Genomic DNA, 15,119 nt, shown 5'->3' with positions numbered 1-15,119 from the left:
CTTTTATTCGTAACAATACTTATCTAAAGCGAAGCGTTCCCTAAGTCACTAATCCACAAGGACGAAGTCCGTTCTCACTTCTCGTCTCTTTTCCTTAGAAAATCGAACGACCAATACGCTCGGCAAGTAGTTCAAGTGCTTTAGTACCAGCGAGTGAGTTACCAGATGCATCAAGCTCTGGAGACCAAACAGCAATCGTCATTTCACCCGGTACGACAGCGATGATGCCACCACCAACACCTGACTTACCCGGCATACCAACGCGGTAAGCAAATTCACCAGCACCATCGTACAAGCCACAAGTTGCTAGCAATGCATTCAACTGCTTAGTTTGCGTCGGTGATACCACAGGCTTACCCGTTTGCACCGACGTACCTTTATTGGCTAAGTAGCTAAAGGTCTTTGCGAGATCGACACAGCTCATCTTCAACGCACACGCATGAAAGTAGTTTTGCAGAACGGGGATAACCTCGTTCTCGAAGTTACCAAATGAACGCATCAAATACGCAATCGCAGCGTTGCGGTCACCATGCATCATTTCAGACGCAGCAACCACTTTGTCGTATACGATATGAGTATCACCAGATAGCTGACGAGCAAATTCCAATAGACGCTGACGAGGCGCAGAGAGACGGCTTTGCAGCAAATCAGCAACCACAATAGCACCAGCGTTAATGAACGGGTTACGTGGAATGCCCTGCTCCATCTCTAGCTGGATCATCGAGTTAAACGCCTGACCAGAAGGCTCTTTACCTACACGACACCAGATCTCTTCTTGCTTGTACAAACACATAGCCAGAGTCAGGCTCAACGCTTTTGAGATCGACTGAATCGAAAATGACTCTTCTGCATCGCCCGCTTTAATCACTTCACCCTCATTGGTGTATACCGCAATACCCAGTTTGGTATTGGGTACTTTTGCCAATGCGGGAATGTAGTCGGCGACTTTGCCTTGACCAATTAAAGGGCGAACTTCCGCTAGAATGTCTGTCAAAATTTGCGCTGTAGGTTTCATCTTCTACCTTCTTGTCACAAGAACCCAAATGGCTGAGTTCAGAGGTAAAAAAAGCCAACGCGGACGTTGGCTTTTCCATGGAATTGATTCGACTCAAGTCGATTATGGTTTTATTGCCACAATGATGTTGCGGTTGATGGATTGATCAACACGGTGAAGATAACCGATGTAAGGCTCTTCTGAAAGTACCTTCCACCCTTGCTCTTCAAATAATGCCGCCACGTCTTTCCACTTCAAGGTGAATTCGTTGAAAGACAGCACCACAGAGCCTTGCTTCTTCAGAACCACTTTCCATGCAGGCAGAGCCTCTTTTAGAAGCTCCAGTGGGCTGCGGTTCAGTTTGCTGTCTTTGGCATTTTTGCTGCCGTGCTGCACGCCGTAAGGCAAGTCAGACACCATCACATCTACCGAGTTCTTCTTCACAACTTGGTCAGCAATACGCGTATCTGCTGAGTACAGCTTCATCGTTTGAAGATTACCTTTGTTGTAATCATCTTTGTCTGCTGCTGCCTCAACCACGAAGCCATCTGCCACTTTTTTACCACCAGAAGTGCGCTTTTCTTTGCTCACTTTGTGCTTAAAGCGACCGTTCTTCATGAACTTAACGATGAAGGTTTGGATCTCTTGAACCCATTTCTGGTTGATCTCAACACCCACAACATTCAAGCCGTGGATCAAACCTTCAAACAGTGTTGTACCTTTACCACACATAGGATCCATCAGCGTTAATTGCGCACTGCCCGTGTTGGCAGCACTGACGCCTAGGTTCACCATCAAACGCGTAAACTGCTCGTTTGTTTTACCTGTGTAACGCAGGATCTGACTCATGCTCTCAGGGAAAGTATTGAATGCAGGCGCCTGAATTGGACGTAATAAGCCATCTTCACGCACTTCAAATAGCGCGTAGTAGATAGATGACGCAGCAATCTTGCCTGCCTGTGCTTCACTTAGTTCGGTTTCGCAAGAGAACACAAGTGCAGCAGGCAGACCCACGTCTTTGTTGCCAATTTCAGTTACTTCAACACCTTCCGACGCCAAAATCGCTTTCAGCTCAGAACATGCAATCGTCATTGCGCTATCAAAGTAAATACGGTTATGACCCGGATTCGCTAATATCGCGTAGTGGTACATCTACTGGCTCCTTAAGCAGTACGCTTGAATTTGATATCCCACACACCGTGACCTAGACGGTGACCGCGAGCTTCAAATTTAGTCAGTGGACGCTCTTCTGGACGAGGAATGAAGTCGCCTTCTTCAGCGATGTTTTCGAAACCAGGTGCTTGGTTCATGATTTCAATCATGTGCTCAGCGTAGTTTTCCCAGTCTGTCGCCATGTGGAAGATACCTTCATTAAGGATAAGCTTCTGACGAACCATTTCAGCGAACTCAAGCTGTACGATACGACGCTTGTGGTGACGCTTTTTGTGCCATGGGTCTGGGAAGAACAGTTGTAGCGTTGCTAGGCTACCATTTGGGATCATGTGTTCGAATACTTCTACCGCATCGTGACACATTACACGTAGGTTCGTGATACCTGCTTCGCGAGCATCTGCAAGACAAGCACCAACGCCTGGACTATGCACCTCGATACCGATGAAGTTTTTCTCTGGCGCGTTCTTTGCCATTTCAACCAATGAAGCACCCATACCAAAACCGATCTCAAGCACTACTGGGTTATCGTTGCCAAATACTTCTTTCCAATCAAGAAGTTCAGCTTTGTAGTCGATACCCATTGTTGGCCAGCACTCGTTCATCGCATTTTCTTGGCCCTTAGTTAGACGACCTTCGCGACGCACGAAACTGCGGATTTTACGGATCATTTTACCGTCTTCGTTGTATTCGTTAGTGGTTACTTCACTCATTGATTTTGCCTGCACATTGATTAATCAAAGCGGGGATTATCCAAAGAATTCACCTAGGTGCAAGTATTTGTTGAGCTATCGGACTATGGCAGCCCAAAAGCAAGCAAACCAGACACAATATCCCCACAGTTTATCTGTTGTACTTACACCACAATCTGTGGTGCAATTTTGCTCCTAACCAATAATAGAATACAGAGCAAGTCGTGACACCTTTCGCCAGTGCCATCTTAGAATGGTATGACGCATATGGAAGAAAAGATCTTCCGTGGCAACAAAACAAGACCGCTTATAGTGTCTGGTTGTCTGAAATCATGCTTCAGCAAACTCAGGTCACTACGGTTATTCCTTATTACCAACGCTTTTTGGAGCGCTTCCCGACCGTGGTCGATCTTGCCAATGCTGAGCAAGATGAAGTGCTGCACCTTTGGACCGGCTTAGGTTATTACGCACGTGCTCGTAACCTTCATAAAGCCGCAAAAGAGGTCGCCCATAAATACAATGGTGAGTTTCCTCTAGACCTAGAGCTGATGAATGCCCTACCGGGGATTGGTCGCTCCACCGCAGCTGCGGTTCTTTCGTCTGTCTATAAACAGCCACATGCGATATTAGACGGCAACGTAAAGCGCACACTCTCGCGCTGTTTTGCCGTGGATGGATGGCCGGGACAAAAGAAAGTCGAGAATCAATTATGGGAAATCGCAGAAACGCACACGCCACAAACAGACGTCGACAAGTACAATCAAGCCATGATGGATATGGGTGCCATGATGTGTACCCGCAGTAAGCCTAAGTGCACCTTGTGTCCGGTCAATGAACTTTGTATAGCAAAAAAACAAGGTAATGTGCTTGATTACCCTGGTAAGAAGCCGAAGAAAGACAAGCCGGTTAAGCAGACACGTTTCGTCATGCTGCACCACAAAAATGGTGATAGTCACGAAGTGTGGCTAGAACAAAGACCACAGACAGGTATTTGGGGTGGGCTCTTTTGTTTCCCACAAACCGAACATATTGATGTAGAGAGCGATATTGAATTACTACTAGAACAACGTGGTATTCAAGCCAACGATATTAAACGTCAAGAAACTCTGATTACATTTCGTCATACATTCAGCCATTACCATCTCGATATCACACCGATTTTGATTGACCTGTCAAAGCAACCTAATGTGGTGATGGAAGGTAACAAAGGTCTTTGGTATAACTTATCTAAACCTGAAGAAGTCGGTTTGGCAGCCCCAGTAAAACTCTTACTGGAAGCTCTGCCCCACGAGCTTCGTTAATTAATTGCAAGGAGTCATTATGAGCCGCACTGTTTTTTGTGCTCGACTAAAGAAAGAAGGCGAAGGTCTAGACTTTCAACTTTACCCAGGTGAACTAGGTAAACGTATTTTCGATAATATCTCGAAAGAAGCTTGGGCTCAGTGGCAACACAAACAAACGATGTTGATCAATGAGAAGAAGCTTAACATGATGGATCCTGAGCATCGTAAACAACTTGAAACAGAGATGGTGAATTTCCTGTTTGAAGGTAAAGATGTACACATCGAAGGCTACACGCCACCAAGCGAATAAAGCAAACTTGTTTTAAAACAATGACATCACAACCAACCTTGTGGTGTCATTTTTGTATTAACGTCTAACAACCCTAATAACTATGAAAAAGATTGCCTTTATCGCTACTGCACTTTTAATGGCTGGTTGTAGCCGTGAATTCGTCGAAAAAATTTACGACGTCGATTACGAGCCAACTAACCGTTTTGCTAACAACCTTGCAGAATTGCCGGGACAGTTTGAAAAAGATACCGATGCACTCGACGCACTGATCAACAGCTTCTCAGGCAACATTAAGAAACGTTGGGGGCAACGTGAAGTGAAGTTTGCAGGTAAAAGCAATTACGTAAAATACATCGATAATTATTTGAGTCGTGCTGAAGTCGACTTCCAAAAAGGTGTTATTACCATCGAAACGGTTTCTCCCACCGAACCGCAAAAACACCTAAAGAACGCCATTATCACCACGTTGTTAACGCCAGATGACCCGGCTAATGTCGACTTATTCTCTTCTAAAGAGATCAAACTTGAGGGGCAACCTTTCCTGTATAAGCAGGTTGTCGACCAAGACAAAAAGCCGATTCAGTGGTCATGGCGAGCAAATCGCTTTGCCGATTACTTGATCGCCAACCAAGTCAAAACTAAAGATGTCGACTTTAAGAAAGCGTATTACGTTGAAATCCCGATGGTAGAAGATCACTTCTCGCAGCGCAGTTACCAATATGCGGACATCGTACGTCGTGCATCAAAGAGATACGATATTCCTGAAGATTTGATTTACGCCATCATCAAAACCGAAAGTAGCTTTAACCCATACGCAGTAAGTTGGGCAAATGCATATGGCTTGATGCAAGTCGTACCTAAAACAGCAGGTCGAGACGTATTTAAGCTAGTGAAGAATCGTTCTGGGCAGCCAAGTCCTGAATACTTATTTAACCCAGAAAACAATATTGATACTGGAACGGCTTACTTTTACATCCTTAAGAACCGTTATTTAAAAGACGTACAGCATCCAACTTCATTAGAATACAGCATGATTTCTGCCTATAATGGCGGAACTGGTGGTGTTTTGAACACTTTCCATCGCACTGATCGCAAACGCGCGATGAGAGATTTAAATTCTTTGCAACCAAACCAAGTTTATTGGGCACTTACCAAGAAACACCCGAACGCAGAAGCGCGTCGTTACCTAGAAAAAGTTACAAATTTCAAAAAGGAATTTAACTCCGGACACACTTTGTAGTGACAGTTGAATAAAAAGCGTTCGAACAACCACTTTTTTGAAATTATTTAAAAAAAGTGGTTGACGCAAAGCGGGAAAATCCGTTTAATAGCGCTCCGTCGCCCGGATAGCTCAGTCGGTAGAGCAGAGGATTGAAAATCCTCGTGTCGGTGGTTCGATTCCGCCTCCGGGCACCACAATTTAAAATTGTTGGTGCTTAGCACGAACAGTTAAAAAAGAAAACGGTACGCCGACTTAGCTCAGTAGGTAGAGCAACTGACTTGTAATCAGTAGGTCACCAGTTCGATTCCGGTAGTCGGCACCATTCTTTTGCCTCGATAGCTCAGTCGGTAGAGCAGAGGATTGAAAATCCTCGTGTCGGTGGTTCGATTCCGCCTCGAGGCACCATATTTGGTGCGCTTGCTTAAAGTAAGACACAAAACAGAATAGTTCCTCCTTAGCTCAGTTGGTAGAGCGACGGACTGTTAATCCGCAGGTCACTGGTTCAAGTCCAGTAGGAGGAGCCAACTTCTAGAGTTTCATGTAAATGAGATTCTAAAAAATGGAGAGTTTACTCTTCAAAAAAGAAAACGGTACGCCGACTTAGCTCAGTAGGTAGAGCAACTGACTTGTAATCAGTAGGTCACCAGTTCGATTCCGGTAGTCGGCACCATTCTTTTGCCTCGATAGCTCAGTCGGTAGAGCAGAGGATTGAAAATCCTCGTGTCGGTGGTTCGATTCCGCCTCGAGGCACCATATTTGGTGCACTTGCTTAAAGCAAGACACAAAACAGAATAGTTCCTCCTTAGCTCAGTTGGTAGAGCGACGGACTGTTAATCCGCAGGTCACTGGTTCAAGTCCAGTAGGAGGAGCCAACTTTGAAAGCCAAGTCTTCGGACTTGGCTTTTTTCTTATCTGCATTATAAAAACACTTATCTACTTTCAGTATCTCCATTTAGCTTTAAGACTCCTCCCCTTCAAAAACCCTTATAAACTCAAGATTCATTTGATAAAACACACTTATTTCACGCTAAAAATTTAATCCAAATCATAGTTTCAACATTGATGCATAGGCGCGTGTATACATCTTCAATATGATGAATTTATTATTACGCCCCCTAATAAGCTATGCATTGCATAGTATTAAATACGTCTCGTGAGCTAACTATGAAATTAAAAACTCAAGCCTATTTATTATCTGCAATCATCTTGATTGCGTTACTTGCTCTTACTGCAACAGGTCTTTGGACACTACGCGTCGCAAGTAACCTTGATAACAAAGCTCGAGTGACTGAGCTATTTAAGAGTGCATACAGCATTCTAACTGAAGTTGAGAAAATGGCAGTGGAAGGCAAGATGCCTGAAGATGAAGCCAAAGCATTGGCTACTCGCCTACTTCGCAACAATATCTACAAAGACAACGAATACGTTTATGTTGCCGACGAAAACATGATTTTTGTGGCAGCACCGCTCGACCCTCAATTGCATGGCACCAGTTTCCATGATTTCCGCGATGGCGACGGCAACAGTGTTGGTCAATTAATCTTAGATGTCCTAGGTCGTAAAACAGGTCAAATCGTTGAATACACTTGGACACAAAAACTCCCTGACGGCACGATCGAAGAAAAACACTCCATTGCAGAGAAAACGCCCCATTGGAACTGGGTGGTAGGCACTGGCATCGGGTTTAATGAGGTCAATGCTCGCTTCTGGTCAACAGCTCAATGGCAACTAGCACTGTGTCTAGCAATTGCGGGGGCGATACTAGGTGGGTTGATTATCTCCATCCGTAAGATGCTTAATCTACTCGGCGGTGAGCCAAATGACGTACGTGAAGCGGTTCAAGCCGTTGCTCAAGGAGATATCCAAACCAGCTTTGAATATACCGCACCAAAAGACAGCATCTATGGTGCTGTACAAGAGATGAGTCAATCTCTGGCTAAGATGGTAACTAACCTGGACGAATCAATGCACGCCTTGCGTTCAGAGCTATCAGCGGTAGAGTCTCGCTCTAATTCGATCGCTGATCTAACCATGTCTCAGCAACAATCGACGGCAATGATCGCAACAGCAATGACAGAAATGGCTTCTTCGGCTAACCATGTAGCAAGTTCGGCAAGCGATACAGCACAAAACACCGATGAAGCAGATAAACAGAGTCAGCACACGCAATCATTAATCCATAGCACTGTAGACAACATCCAAGGGTTGGCGACTCAGTTGAATACGGCAAGTAAAGCGGTTGCGGACCTTGATCAAGATGTAAACAGTATCGTGAAAGTTCTCGACGTGATCGGCGATATTGCAGAGCAAACTAACCTACTGGCGCTAAATGCCGCGATTGAAGCAGCCCGTGCAGGAGAACAAGGTCGAGGCTTTGCAGTTGTTGCCGATGAGGTACGCAACCTAGCAGGTCGCACGCAAGACAGTACAAAAGAGATTCAACAGATGATCTCTAACCTTCAAGAGGGTTCGCGCAATGCTATCCATACAATGGAGATCTGTGCCGAGACCAGCGAAAGCACAGTAACTGAATCAATGAACGCCTCAGAGGCACTTCAACAGATAGTAACCGCGTTAGAGTCTATTACTGCGATGAGCCAACAAATAGCAACAGCAGCGGCTGAACAAACGCAAGTGAGTGATGACATTGCACACCGCATCAACCTAATTGAAGAAAGCGGCAGCCAGCTAAATACGGTGGTAACAGAAAGCCAATCAAGCACCCAAACATTGGCATCTTTAGCTGATGAACTTGAAGGTTGGGTGAACAAGTTCTCAGTAAAGCACTAGTTTAAAGTCAATTGTTCAATAAAAAGCACGTTTTCAGACGTGCTTTTTTGTTTTTATCGCCTTTATTTTGCGACAGAACGCCCTACTTTTCTTAAAACAGCGCTTAAAGCATGGTGCATTGCTGCTCAAAATGCATAAAAACAGCCCACTCCGAGCACAAATCCATCAAACGATAATTTATTTTAATTTTATTGTTGACCTGAAAGCCGAAAAGCCTTTTAATACACCTCGTCGCCCGGATAGCTCAGTCGGTAGAGCAGAGGATTGAAAATCCTCGTGTCGGTGGTTCGATTCCGCCTCCGGGCACCACAATTTAAAATTGTTGGTGTCTAACACGAACAATAGAAAGAATAACGGTACGCCGACTTAGCTCAGTAGGTAGAGCAACTGACTTGTAATCAGTAGGTCACCAGTTCGATTCCGGTAGTCGGCACCATTTATTCTTAAACAAGATAATTCCTCCTTAGCTCAGTTGGTAGAGCGACGGACTGTTAATCCGCAGGTCACTGGTTCAAGTCCAGTAGGAGGAGCCATCTTTCGGTTAGTAAGTCGATTACTTATTAACGAAAATGTGCCGACTTAGCTCAGTAGGTAGAGCAACTGACTTGTAATCAGTAGGTCACCAGTTCGATTCCGGTAGTCGGCACCACTTATTAAAATTTGTTCCTCCTTAGCTCAGTTGGTAGAGCGACGGACTGTTAATCCGCAGGTCACTGGTTCAAGTCCAGTAGGAGGAGCCATATTAGAAAAAGCCGCATCACTTGATGCGGCTTTTTTGCATCTGAAGAAAACGCACCGCTCCCTCTCTTCATCCAACTTTATCTCAATAAACAAAAAGCCAGGCGATGTACCTAGCTTTCTCTTTTTGTATCGTATCAATGAGTGTCTAAGCGGAAGGCTAGCTCAAACCGCCAAGGCAGATGTACTTCGTCTCTAGATACTCATCCATGCCTTGCTTAGCCCCTTCACGACCAATGCCTGATTCTTTGATCCCACCAAACGGTGCCACTTCCGTAGAGATAATTCCTTCATTTACCCCCACCATGCCATATTCCAAACCTTCACTAAATTTGATGATGCGCTTCAAGCTATCGGTGTAGAAGTAACAAGCTAAACCATATTCAGTGTCATTCGCCATCGAGAGCACTTGCTCATCATCATCAAAACTAATGACTGGCAGAACCGGGCCAAACAGCTCTTGTTGCACTATCGCCATACCTTGTTCCACATTATCTAAGATAACAGGCTCCATAAAGCGCCCAGAGCGTTTTTGAGGCAGATTAAGCATCGTTGCCCCTTCTTGTACTGCCTGATCGATCACTGCTTCTAGACGATGCTTAGAAGCCATTGTAATCACAGGACCAAGAGTTGTATTTTTCTCAAGACCATTACCGACCGTCAGGCTTGTTACCTTATCTAGAAACTTAGTTAAGAACGCCTCTTTTACGTTCTGATGCACATACAAGCGGTTGGTACACACACAGGTTTGTCCGGCATTACGAAACTTAGAGGCAATCAAGCCATTCGCCGCAGCTTCTAAATCTGCATCGTCAAAAACAATAAAAGGCGCATTGCCACCTAATTCCATAGAAGCGGCTTTAACCGTATCACTTGCCTGCTTCATCAAGATCTTGCCGACACGTGTCGAACCCGTGAAAGAGATCTTCTTAATTCGCGGATCGGTACTTAATACCAAACCAAACTCTGCCGCTTGCTCAGAAACAACGGTAGACAATAGAGCTTTAGGGATGCCAGCCTGATGAGCAAGCTCCACCACTGCCAGAGCAGTCAAAGGCGTTAATTCAGAAGGTTTAATGATCATCCCACATCCCGCAGCCAAAGCAGGAGCCGCTTTTCGAGTGATCATTGCAATAGGGAAATTCCATGGTGTAATCGCAGCACACACGCCGACAGGCTGTTTAATGGTAGAGAGTCGTCTATCTACCGCTGGTGCAGGTATAACCTCACCATAGGCGCGCTTAGCCTCTTCTGCGAACCATTCAACAAAAGATGCTCCATATGCGACTTCTCCACGACTTTCAGAAAGCGGTTTGCCTTGTTCTAAGGTAATGATGTTAGCAATATCTTCCGTGTGCTCTACAAGTAATTGAAACCACTTTTTCAGCGAAGCGGAACGTACTTTAGCACTGAGTTTTTCCCACTCAACTTGAGCCGCTTTACACGTTTCTATTTGCACATCTAGCTCGTCCAAAGAGCTAGGTTTTAAGCGAATCAGTTCTTGCTCAGTCGCAGGGTTAATAACTGCAATCCCATCTTGAGAAGACAGGCTTTCGAATAAGACTCTTAGTGTTTCACTTTGTATCTGCTGCATCATTAGGTTGTACTCCCAAAAGAACCTTTACTAGGTTAATCCTTCTGACAAATAAGAGTAAAGCAAACAAAGTTTTCTTCAGCGTAAATATGAGAAGTGATGACCAAGTACAGTTAACCAGTGATACAGAGAAGGGAACACAAACAGAGATTGCTATGATTGAAGAAGATAAGTATTTGGTGGGTCATAAGATAAACCCTGTCTTTGATGTAAGAGAGCAAATAGAGGGTATCTCAGACGTAACCAAATGATAGGTTAAATTTCTCAATACTCGTGGAAAGACTGGGGTGCGAATGTAGAGCTTTATCTGAATAAGTGGTTGAGCTTGTAGGCTACAGATAAAACCTTGCGAGACTTATTTACCCATAAGAGAAAATCATGTTTCCTAAAACGACAAAACCCAGTCCGGAGACTGGACTTCTAAATAAATGGCGGACGGCCGGGGTTGCGGGCAACCGGGACTCATTCCCTGAAAGGGAAATTATTATGCTCAAAAACGACAAAACCCAGTCCGGAGACTGGGTTTCTAAATAAGTGGCGGACGGCCGGGGTTGCGGGCAACCGGGACTCATTCCCTGAAAAGGAAATTATTCTGTTCAAAAACGACAAAACCCAGTCCGGAGACTGGGTTTCTAAATAAGTGGCGGAGCGGACGGGACTCGAACCCGCGACCCCCGGCGTGACAGGCCGGTATTCTAACCAACTGAACTACCGCTCCGCACTGGTTAGACTCTGGAGTCTAAATGAGAACCTGGCGATGTTCTACTCTCACATGGGGAAGCCCCACACTACCATCGACGCTACTTCGTTTCACTTCTGAGTTCGGAATGGAAGTCAGGTGGGTCCAAAGCGCTATGGTCGCCAAGTAAAATTCTGATTGTAATGGTGCTGATACCCAGACTCGAACTGGGGACCTCATCCTTACCAAGGATGCGCTCTACCACCTGAGCTATATCAGCATCAAGATGTCCCTTTAGGACTAAAAAAGCCCGCTTTTTCAAACGGGCTCTCTTAACTTTTGTCTTCACCTTTTTTAAAAAGGCAAAAACTAAATTTAAAGCCTAGCGATGTCCTACTCTCACATGGGGAAGCCCCACACTACCATCGGCGCTAATTCGTTTCACTTCTGAGTTCGGAATGGAAGTCAGGTGGGTCCAAATCGCTATGGTCGCCAAGCAAATTCTTGCTTTTACTTTCAGCTTTTTCTAAAAACTGAAGGCAAAAAACTTGGAAAACTGATTTTAAGTTCTACTTACACACATTCAATGTTCTTACATCGAGTCCATCAAAACCCCTTGGGTGTTGTATGGTTAAGCCTCACGGGCAATTAGTACAGGTTAGCTCAACGCCTCACAACGCTTACACACCCTGCCTATCAACGTTCTAGTCTCGAACAACCCTTTAGGATACTTAAAGTATCAGGGAAGACTCATCTCAGGGCTCGCTTCCCGCTTAGATGCTTTCAGCGGTTATCGATTCCGAACTTAGCTACCGGGCAATGCGTCTGGCGACACAACCCGAACACCAGAGGTTCGTCCACTCCGGTCCTCTCGTACTAGGAGCAGCCCCCTTCAATCTTCCAACGCCCACGGCAGATAGGGACCGAACTGTCTCACGACGTTCTAAACCCAGCTCGCGTACCACTTTAAATGGCGAACAGCCATACCCTTGGGACCGACTTCAGCCCCAGGATGTGATGAGCCGACATCGAGGTGCCAAACACCGCCGTCGATATGAACTCTTGGGCGGTATCAGCCTGTTATCCCCGGAGTACCTTTTATCCGTTGAGCGATGGCCCTTCCATTCAGAACCACCGGATCACTATGACCTGCTTTCGCACCTGCTCGAACCGTCATTCTCGCAGTCAAGCGGGCTTATGCCATTGCACTAACCTCACGATGTCCAACCGTGATTAGCCCACCTTCGTGCTCCTCCGTTACGCTTTGGGAGGAGACCGCCCCAGTCAAACTACCCACCAGGCACTGTCCGCAACCCCGATTAGGGGTCGACGTTAGAACATCAACACTACAAGGGTGGTATTTCAAGGACGGCTCCACACAATCTAGCGACCGTGCTTCAAAGCCTCCCACCTATCCTACACATGTAGGGTCAATGTTCAGTGCCAAGCTGTAGTAAAGGTTCACGGGGTCTTTCCGTCTAGCCGCGGGTACACTGCATCTTCACAGCGATTTCAATTTCACTGAGTCTCGGGTGGAGACAGCGTGGCCATCATTACGCCATTCGTGCAGGTCGGAACTTACCCGACAAGGAATTTCGCTACCTTAGGACCGTTATAGTTACGGCCGCCGTTTACCGGGGCTTCGATCAAGAGCTTCGACCGAAGTCTAACCCCATCAATTAACCTTCCGGCACCGGGCAGGCGTCACACCGTATACGTCATCTTACGATTTTGCACAGTGCTGTGTTTTTAATAAACAGTTGCAGCCACCTGGTATCTGCGACTCTCAATAGCTCCATCCGCGAGGGACTTCACCGTCGAGAGCGTACCTTCTCCCGAAGTTACGGTACCATTTTGCCTAGTTCCTTCACCCGAGTTCTCTCAAGCGCCTTGGTATTCTCTACCCGACCACCTGTGTCGGTTTGGGGTACGATTCCTTACAATCTGAAGCTTAGAGGCTTTTCCTGGAAGCATGGCATCAATGACTTCACTACCGTAGTAGCTCGACGTCGTGTCTCAGCCTTAAAAAGAGCCGGATTTACCTAACTCTTAAGCCTACGCACTTGAACCTGGACAACCGTCGCCAGGCCCACCTAGCCTTCTCCGTCCCCCCATCGCAATTGTAAGAAGTACGGGAATATTAACCCGTTTCCCATCGACTACGCCTTTCGGCCTCGCCTTAGGGGTCGACTTACCCTGCCCCGATTAACGTTGGACAGGAACCCTTGGTCTTCCGGCGAGGAGGTTTTTCACCCCCTTTATCGTTACTCATGTCAGCATTCGCACTTCTGATACGTCCAGCATGCGTTACCACACACCTTCAACCGCTTACAGAACGCTCCCCTACCCAATGTACTAAAGTACATTGCCGCAGCTTCGGTTTACTACTTAGCCCCGTTACATCTTCCGCGCAGGCCGACTCGACCAGTGAGCTATTACGCTTTCTTTAAATGATGGCTGCTTCTAAGCCAACATCCTGGCTGTCTGAGCCTTCCCACATCGTTTCCCACTTAGTAGTAATTTGGGACCTTAGCTGGCGGTCTGGGTTGTTTCCCTCTCCACGACGGACGTTAGCACCCGCCGTGTGTCTCCCGGATAGTACTTACTGGTATTCGGAGTTTGCAAAGGGTTGGTAAGTCGGGATGACCCCCTAGCCTTAACAGTGCTCTACCCCCAGTAGTATTCGTCCGAGGCGCTACCTAAATAGCTTTCGGGGAGAACCAGCTATCTCCAGGTTTGATTGGCCTTTCACCCCTAGCCACAAGTCATCCGCTAATTTTTCAACATTAGTCGGTTCGGTCCTCCAGTTGATGTTACTCAACCTTCAACCTGCCCATGGCTAGATCACCTGGTTTCGGGTCTATATCCAGAGACTGAACGCCCAGTTAAGACTCGGTTTCCCTACGGCTCCCCTAGATGGTTAACCTTGCCACTGAATATAAGTCGCTGACCCATTATACAAAAGGTACGCAGTCACACCACGAAGGTGCTCCTACTGCTTGTACGTACACGGTTTCAGGTTCTATTTCACTCCCCTCACAGGGGTTCTTTTCGCCTTTCCCTCACGGTACTGGTTCACTATCGGTCAGTCAGTAGTATTTAGCCTTGGAGGATGGTCCCCCCATATTCAGACAGGATATCACGTGTCCCGCCCTACTCGATTTCACTTTAAATGCGTTGCCGGTTACGGGGCTATCACCCTGTATCGCACAACTTTCCAGAAGTTTCACCTGACGCATAAAAAGCTTAAGGGCTAGTCCAATTTCGCTCGCCGCTACTTTCGGAATCTCGGTTGATTTCTTTTCCTCGGGGTACTTAGATGTTTCAGTTCCCCCGGTTCGCCTCGCTGCGCTATGTATTCACGCAGCGATACTAGCTTATGCTAGTGGGTTTCCCCATTCGGAAATCCCAGATTCAAATGGTTTTTACTACCTAATCTGGGCTTATCGCAAGTTAATACGTCCTTCATCGCCTCTGACTGCCAAGGCATCCACCGTGTACGCTTAGTCACTTAACCATACAACCCGAAGGAGTTTCGAGTTGATGAACAAGTCACCAAAGTTGTCTGCAATTTTTATACATGATGCAGACTTGATTTTGCCGGACTCAAATTCCAAGAACACTTGAATGTGTTGTATTGGTGTTTGTCATAAAGACAAACATTG

9 protein-coding genes, 14 tRNA genes and 3 rRNA genes are annotated in these 15,119 nt (G+C 46.2%); 17 read left to right on the top strand and 9 right to left on the bottom strand.

What is annotated here, in order from left to right; translation table 11 throughout:
• Positions 1 to 94 precede the first annotated feature (94 nt).
• The 3 genes from glsB to trmB all read right to left on the bottom strand — a co-directional run bounded on the left by glsB (position 95) and on the right by trmB (position 2,877).
• Positions 95 to 1,015 (bottom strand): glutaminase B, encoded by a 921-nt coding sequence (gene glsB / locus QMY49_RS00620; protein WP_005425799.1) that lies wholly within the window; start codon positions 1,013 to 1,015, stop codon positions 95 to 97.
• A gap of 102 nt (positions 1,016 to 1,117) precedes the next feature.
• On the bottom strand, positions 1,118 to 2,146 hold the full coding sequence (locus tag QMY49_RS00615) for a TRM11 family SAM-dependent methyltransferase (RefSeq protein WP_005425798.1): 1,029 nt from the start codon (positions 2,144 to 2,146) through the stop codon (positions 1,118 to 1,120).
• A gap of 11 nt (positions 2,147 to 2,157) precedes the next feature.
• Positions 2,158 to 2,877, bottom strand: coding sequence for a tRNA (guanosine(46)-N7)-methyltransferase TrmB (gene trmB / locus QMY49_RS00610; RefSeq protein ID WP_005449665.1), 720 nt, complete (start codon positions 2,875 to 2,877; stop codon positions 2,158 to 2,160).
• Positions 2,878 to 3,080: 203 nt separating this feature from the next.
• Between trmB and mutY the strand changes: the two genes are divergently transcribed.
• The 16 genes from mutY (at position 3,081) to QMY49_RS00530 (ending at position 9,183) form a co-directional block, all read left to right on the top strand.
• Positions 3,081 to 4,157 (top strand): A/G-specific adenine glycosylase, encoded by a 1,077-nt coding sequence (mutY, locus tag QMY49_RS00605; RefSeq protein ID WP_283312419.1) that lies wholly within the window; start codon positions 3,081 to 3,083, stop codon positions 4,155 to 4,157.
• A 19-nt stretch (positions 4,158 to 4,176) separates the two neighbouring features.
• Positions 4,177 to 4,449 (top strand): oxidative damage protection protein, encoded by a 273-nt coding sequence (locus tag QMY49_RS00600; protein ID WP_005425792.1) that lies wholly within the window; start codon positions 4,177 to 4,179, stop codon positions 4,447 to 4,449.
• Between the two features lie 82 nt (positions 4,450 to 4,531).
• Entirely contained in the window at positions 4,532 to 5,671 is a 1,140-nt protein-coding gene (gene mltC, locus QMY49_RS00595) for a membrane-bound lytic murein transglycosylase MltC (protein ID WP_009697576.1), read from the top strand.
• Between the two features lie 100 nt (positions 5,672 to 5,771).
• Positions 5,772 to 5,847, top strand: a tRNA-Phe gene (locus QMY49_RS00590).
• A 52-nt stretch (positions 5,848 to 5,899) separates the two neighbouring features.
• Positions 5,900 to 5,975 (top strand) — tRNA-Thr (locus QMY49_RS00585).
• Positions 5,976 to 5,982: 7 nt separating this feature from the next.
• Positions 5,983 to 6,058, top strand: a tRNA-Phe gene (locus QMY49_RS00580).
• Positions 6,059 to 6,101: 43 nt separating this feature from the next.
• A tRNA-Asn gene (locus tag QMY49_RS00575) sits at positions 6,102 to 6,177 on the top strand.
• 70 nt (positions 6,178 to 6,247) lie between these two features.
• A tRNA-Thr gene (locus tag QMY49_RS00570) sits at positions 6,248 to 6,323 on the top strand.
• Between the two features lie 7 nt (positions 6,324 to 6,330).
• Positions 6,331 to 6,406 (top strand) — tRNA-Phe (locus QMY49_RS00565).
• A gap of 43 nt (positions 6,407 to 6,449) precedes the next feature.
• Positions 6,450 to 6,525: transfer RNA gene (locus QMY49_RS00560), tRNA-Asn, on the top strand.
• A gap of 292 nt (positions 6,526 to 6,817) precedes the next feature.
• Entirely contained in the window at positions 6,818 to 8,443 is a 1,626-nt protein-coding gene (locus tag QMY49_RS00555) for a methyl-accepting chemotaxis protein (protein WP_005449658.1), read from the top strand.
• Between the two features lie 233 nt (positions 8,444 to 8,676).
• A tRNA-Phe gene (locus QMY49_RS00550) sits at positions 8,677 to 8,752 on the top strand.
• 51 nt (positions 8,753 to 8,803) lie between these two features.
• Positions 8,804 to 8,879 (top strand) — tRNA-Thr (locus tag QMY49_RS00545).
• A gap of 21 nt (positions 8,880 to 8,900) precedes the next feature.
• A tRNA-Asn gene (locus tag QMY49_RS00540) sits at positions 8,901 to 8,976 on the top strand.
• Between the two features lie 40 nt (positions 8,977 to 9,016).
• Positions 9,017 to 9,092: transfer RNA gene (locus tag QMY49_RS00535), tRNA-Thr, on the top strand.
• Between the two features lie 15 nt (positions 9,093 to 9,107).
• A tRNA-Asn gene (locus QMY49_RS00530) sits at positions 9,108 to 9,183 on the top strand.
• 158 nt (positions 9,184 to 9,341) lie between these two features.
• Here the strand turns inward: QMY49_RS00530 and QMY49_RS00525 are convergent.
• Positions 9,342 to 10,778, bottom strand: a complete 1,437-nt coding sequence (locus QMY49_RS00525) for an NAD-dependent succinate-semialdehyde dehydrogenase (protein WP_069218706.1) — start codon at positions 10,776 to 10,778, stop codon at positions 9,342 to 9,344.
• Between the two features lie 86 nt (positions 10,779 to 10,864).
• Here QMY49_RS00525 and QMY49_RS00520 point away from each other — a divergent pair, with 86 nt between their 5' ends.
• Positions 10,865 to 11,026, top strand: coding sequence for a hypothetical protein (locus QMY49_RS00520; protein ID WP_009697573.1), 162 nt, complete (start codon positions 10,865 to 10,867; stop codon positions 11,024 to 11,026).
• Between the two features lie 390 nt (positions 11,027 to 11,416).
• On the opposite strand, the gene QMY49_RS00515 is transcribed toward QMY49_RS00520, so the two are convergent.
• From QMY49_RS00515 to QMY49_RS00495, 5 genes are all read right to left on the bottom strand, one after another.
• Positions 11,417 to 11,493: transfer RNA gene (locus QMY49_RS00515), tRNA-Asp, on the bottom strand.
• Between the two features lie 31 nt (positions 11,494 to 11,524).
• Positions 11,525 to 11,641, bottom strand: a 5S ribosomal RNA gene (gene rrf, locus QMY49_RS00510).
• Positions 11,642 to 11,658: 17 nt separating this feature from the next.
• A tRNA-Thr gene (locus QMY49_RS00505) sits at positions 11,659 to 11,734 on the bottom strand.
• Between the two features lie 100 nt (positions 11,735 to 11,834).
• Positions 11,835 to 11,951: ribosomal RNA gene (rrf, locus tag QMY49_RS00500) — 5S ribosomal RNA — on the bottom strand.
• Positions 11,952 to 12,081: 130 nt separating this feature from the next.
• Positions 12,082 to 14,971: ribosomal RNA gene (locus QMY49_RS00495) — 23S ribosomal RNA — on the bottom strand.
• Positions 14,972 to 15,119 lie beyond the last annotated feature (148 nt).

The sequence above is a fragment of the Vibrio harveyi genome, from assembly GCF_030060435.1.
GTDB classification, from domain to species: Bacteria; Pseudomonadota; Gammaproteobacteria; order Enterobacterales; family Vibrionaceae; genus Vibrio; species Vibrio harveyi.
Note: the sequence above shows the minus strand (reverse complement) of the source record. Positions and strands in the feature narration are given on the sequence as shown.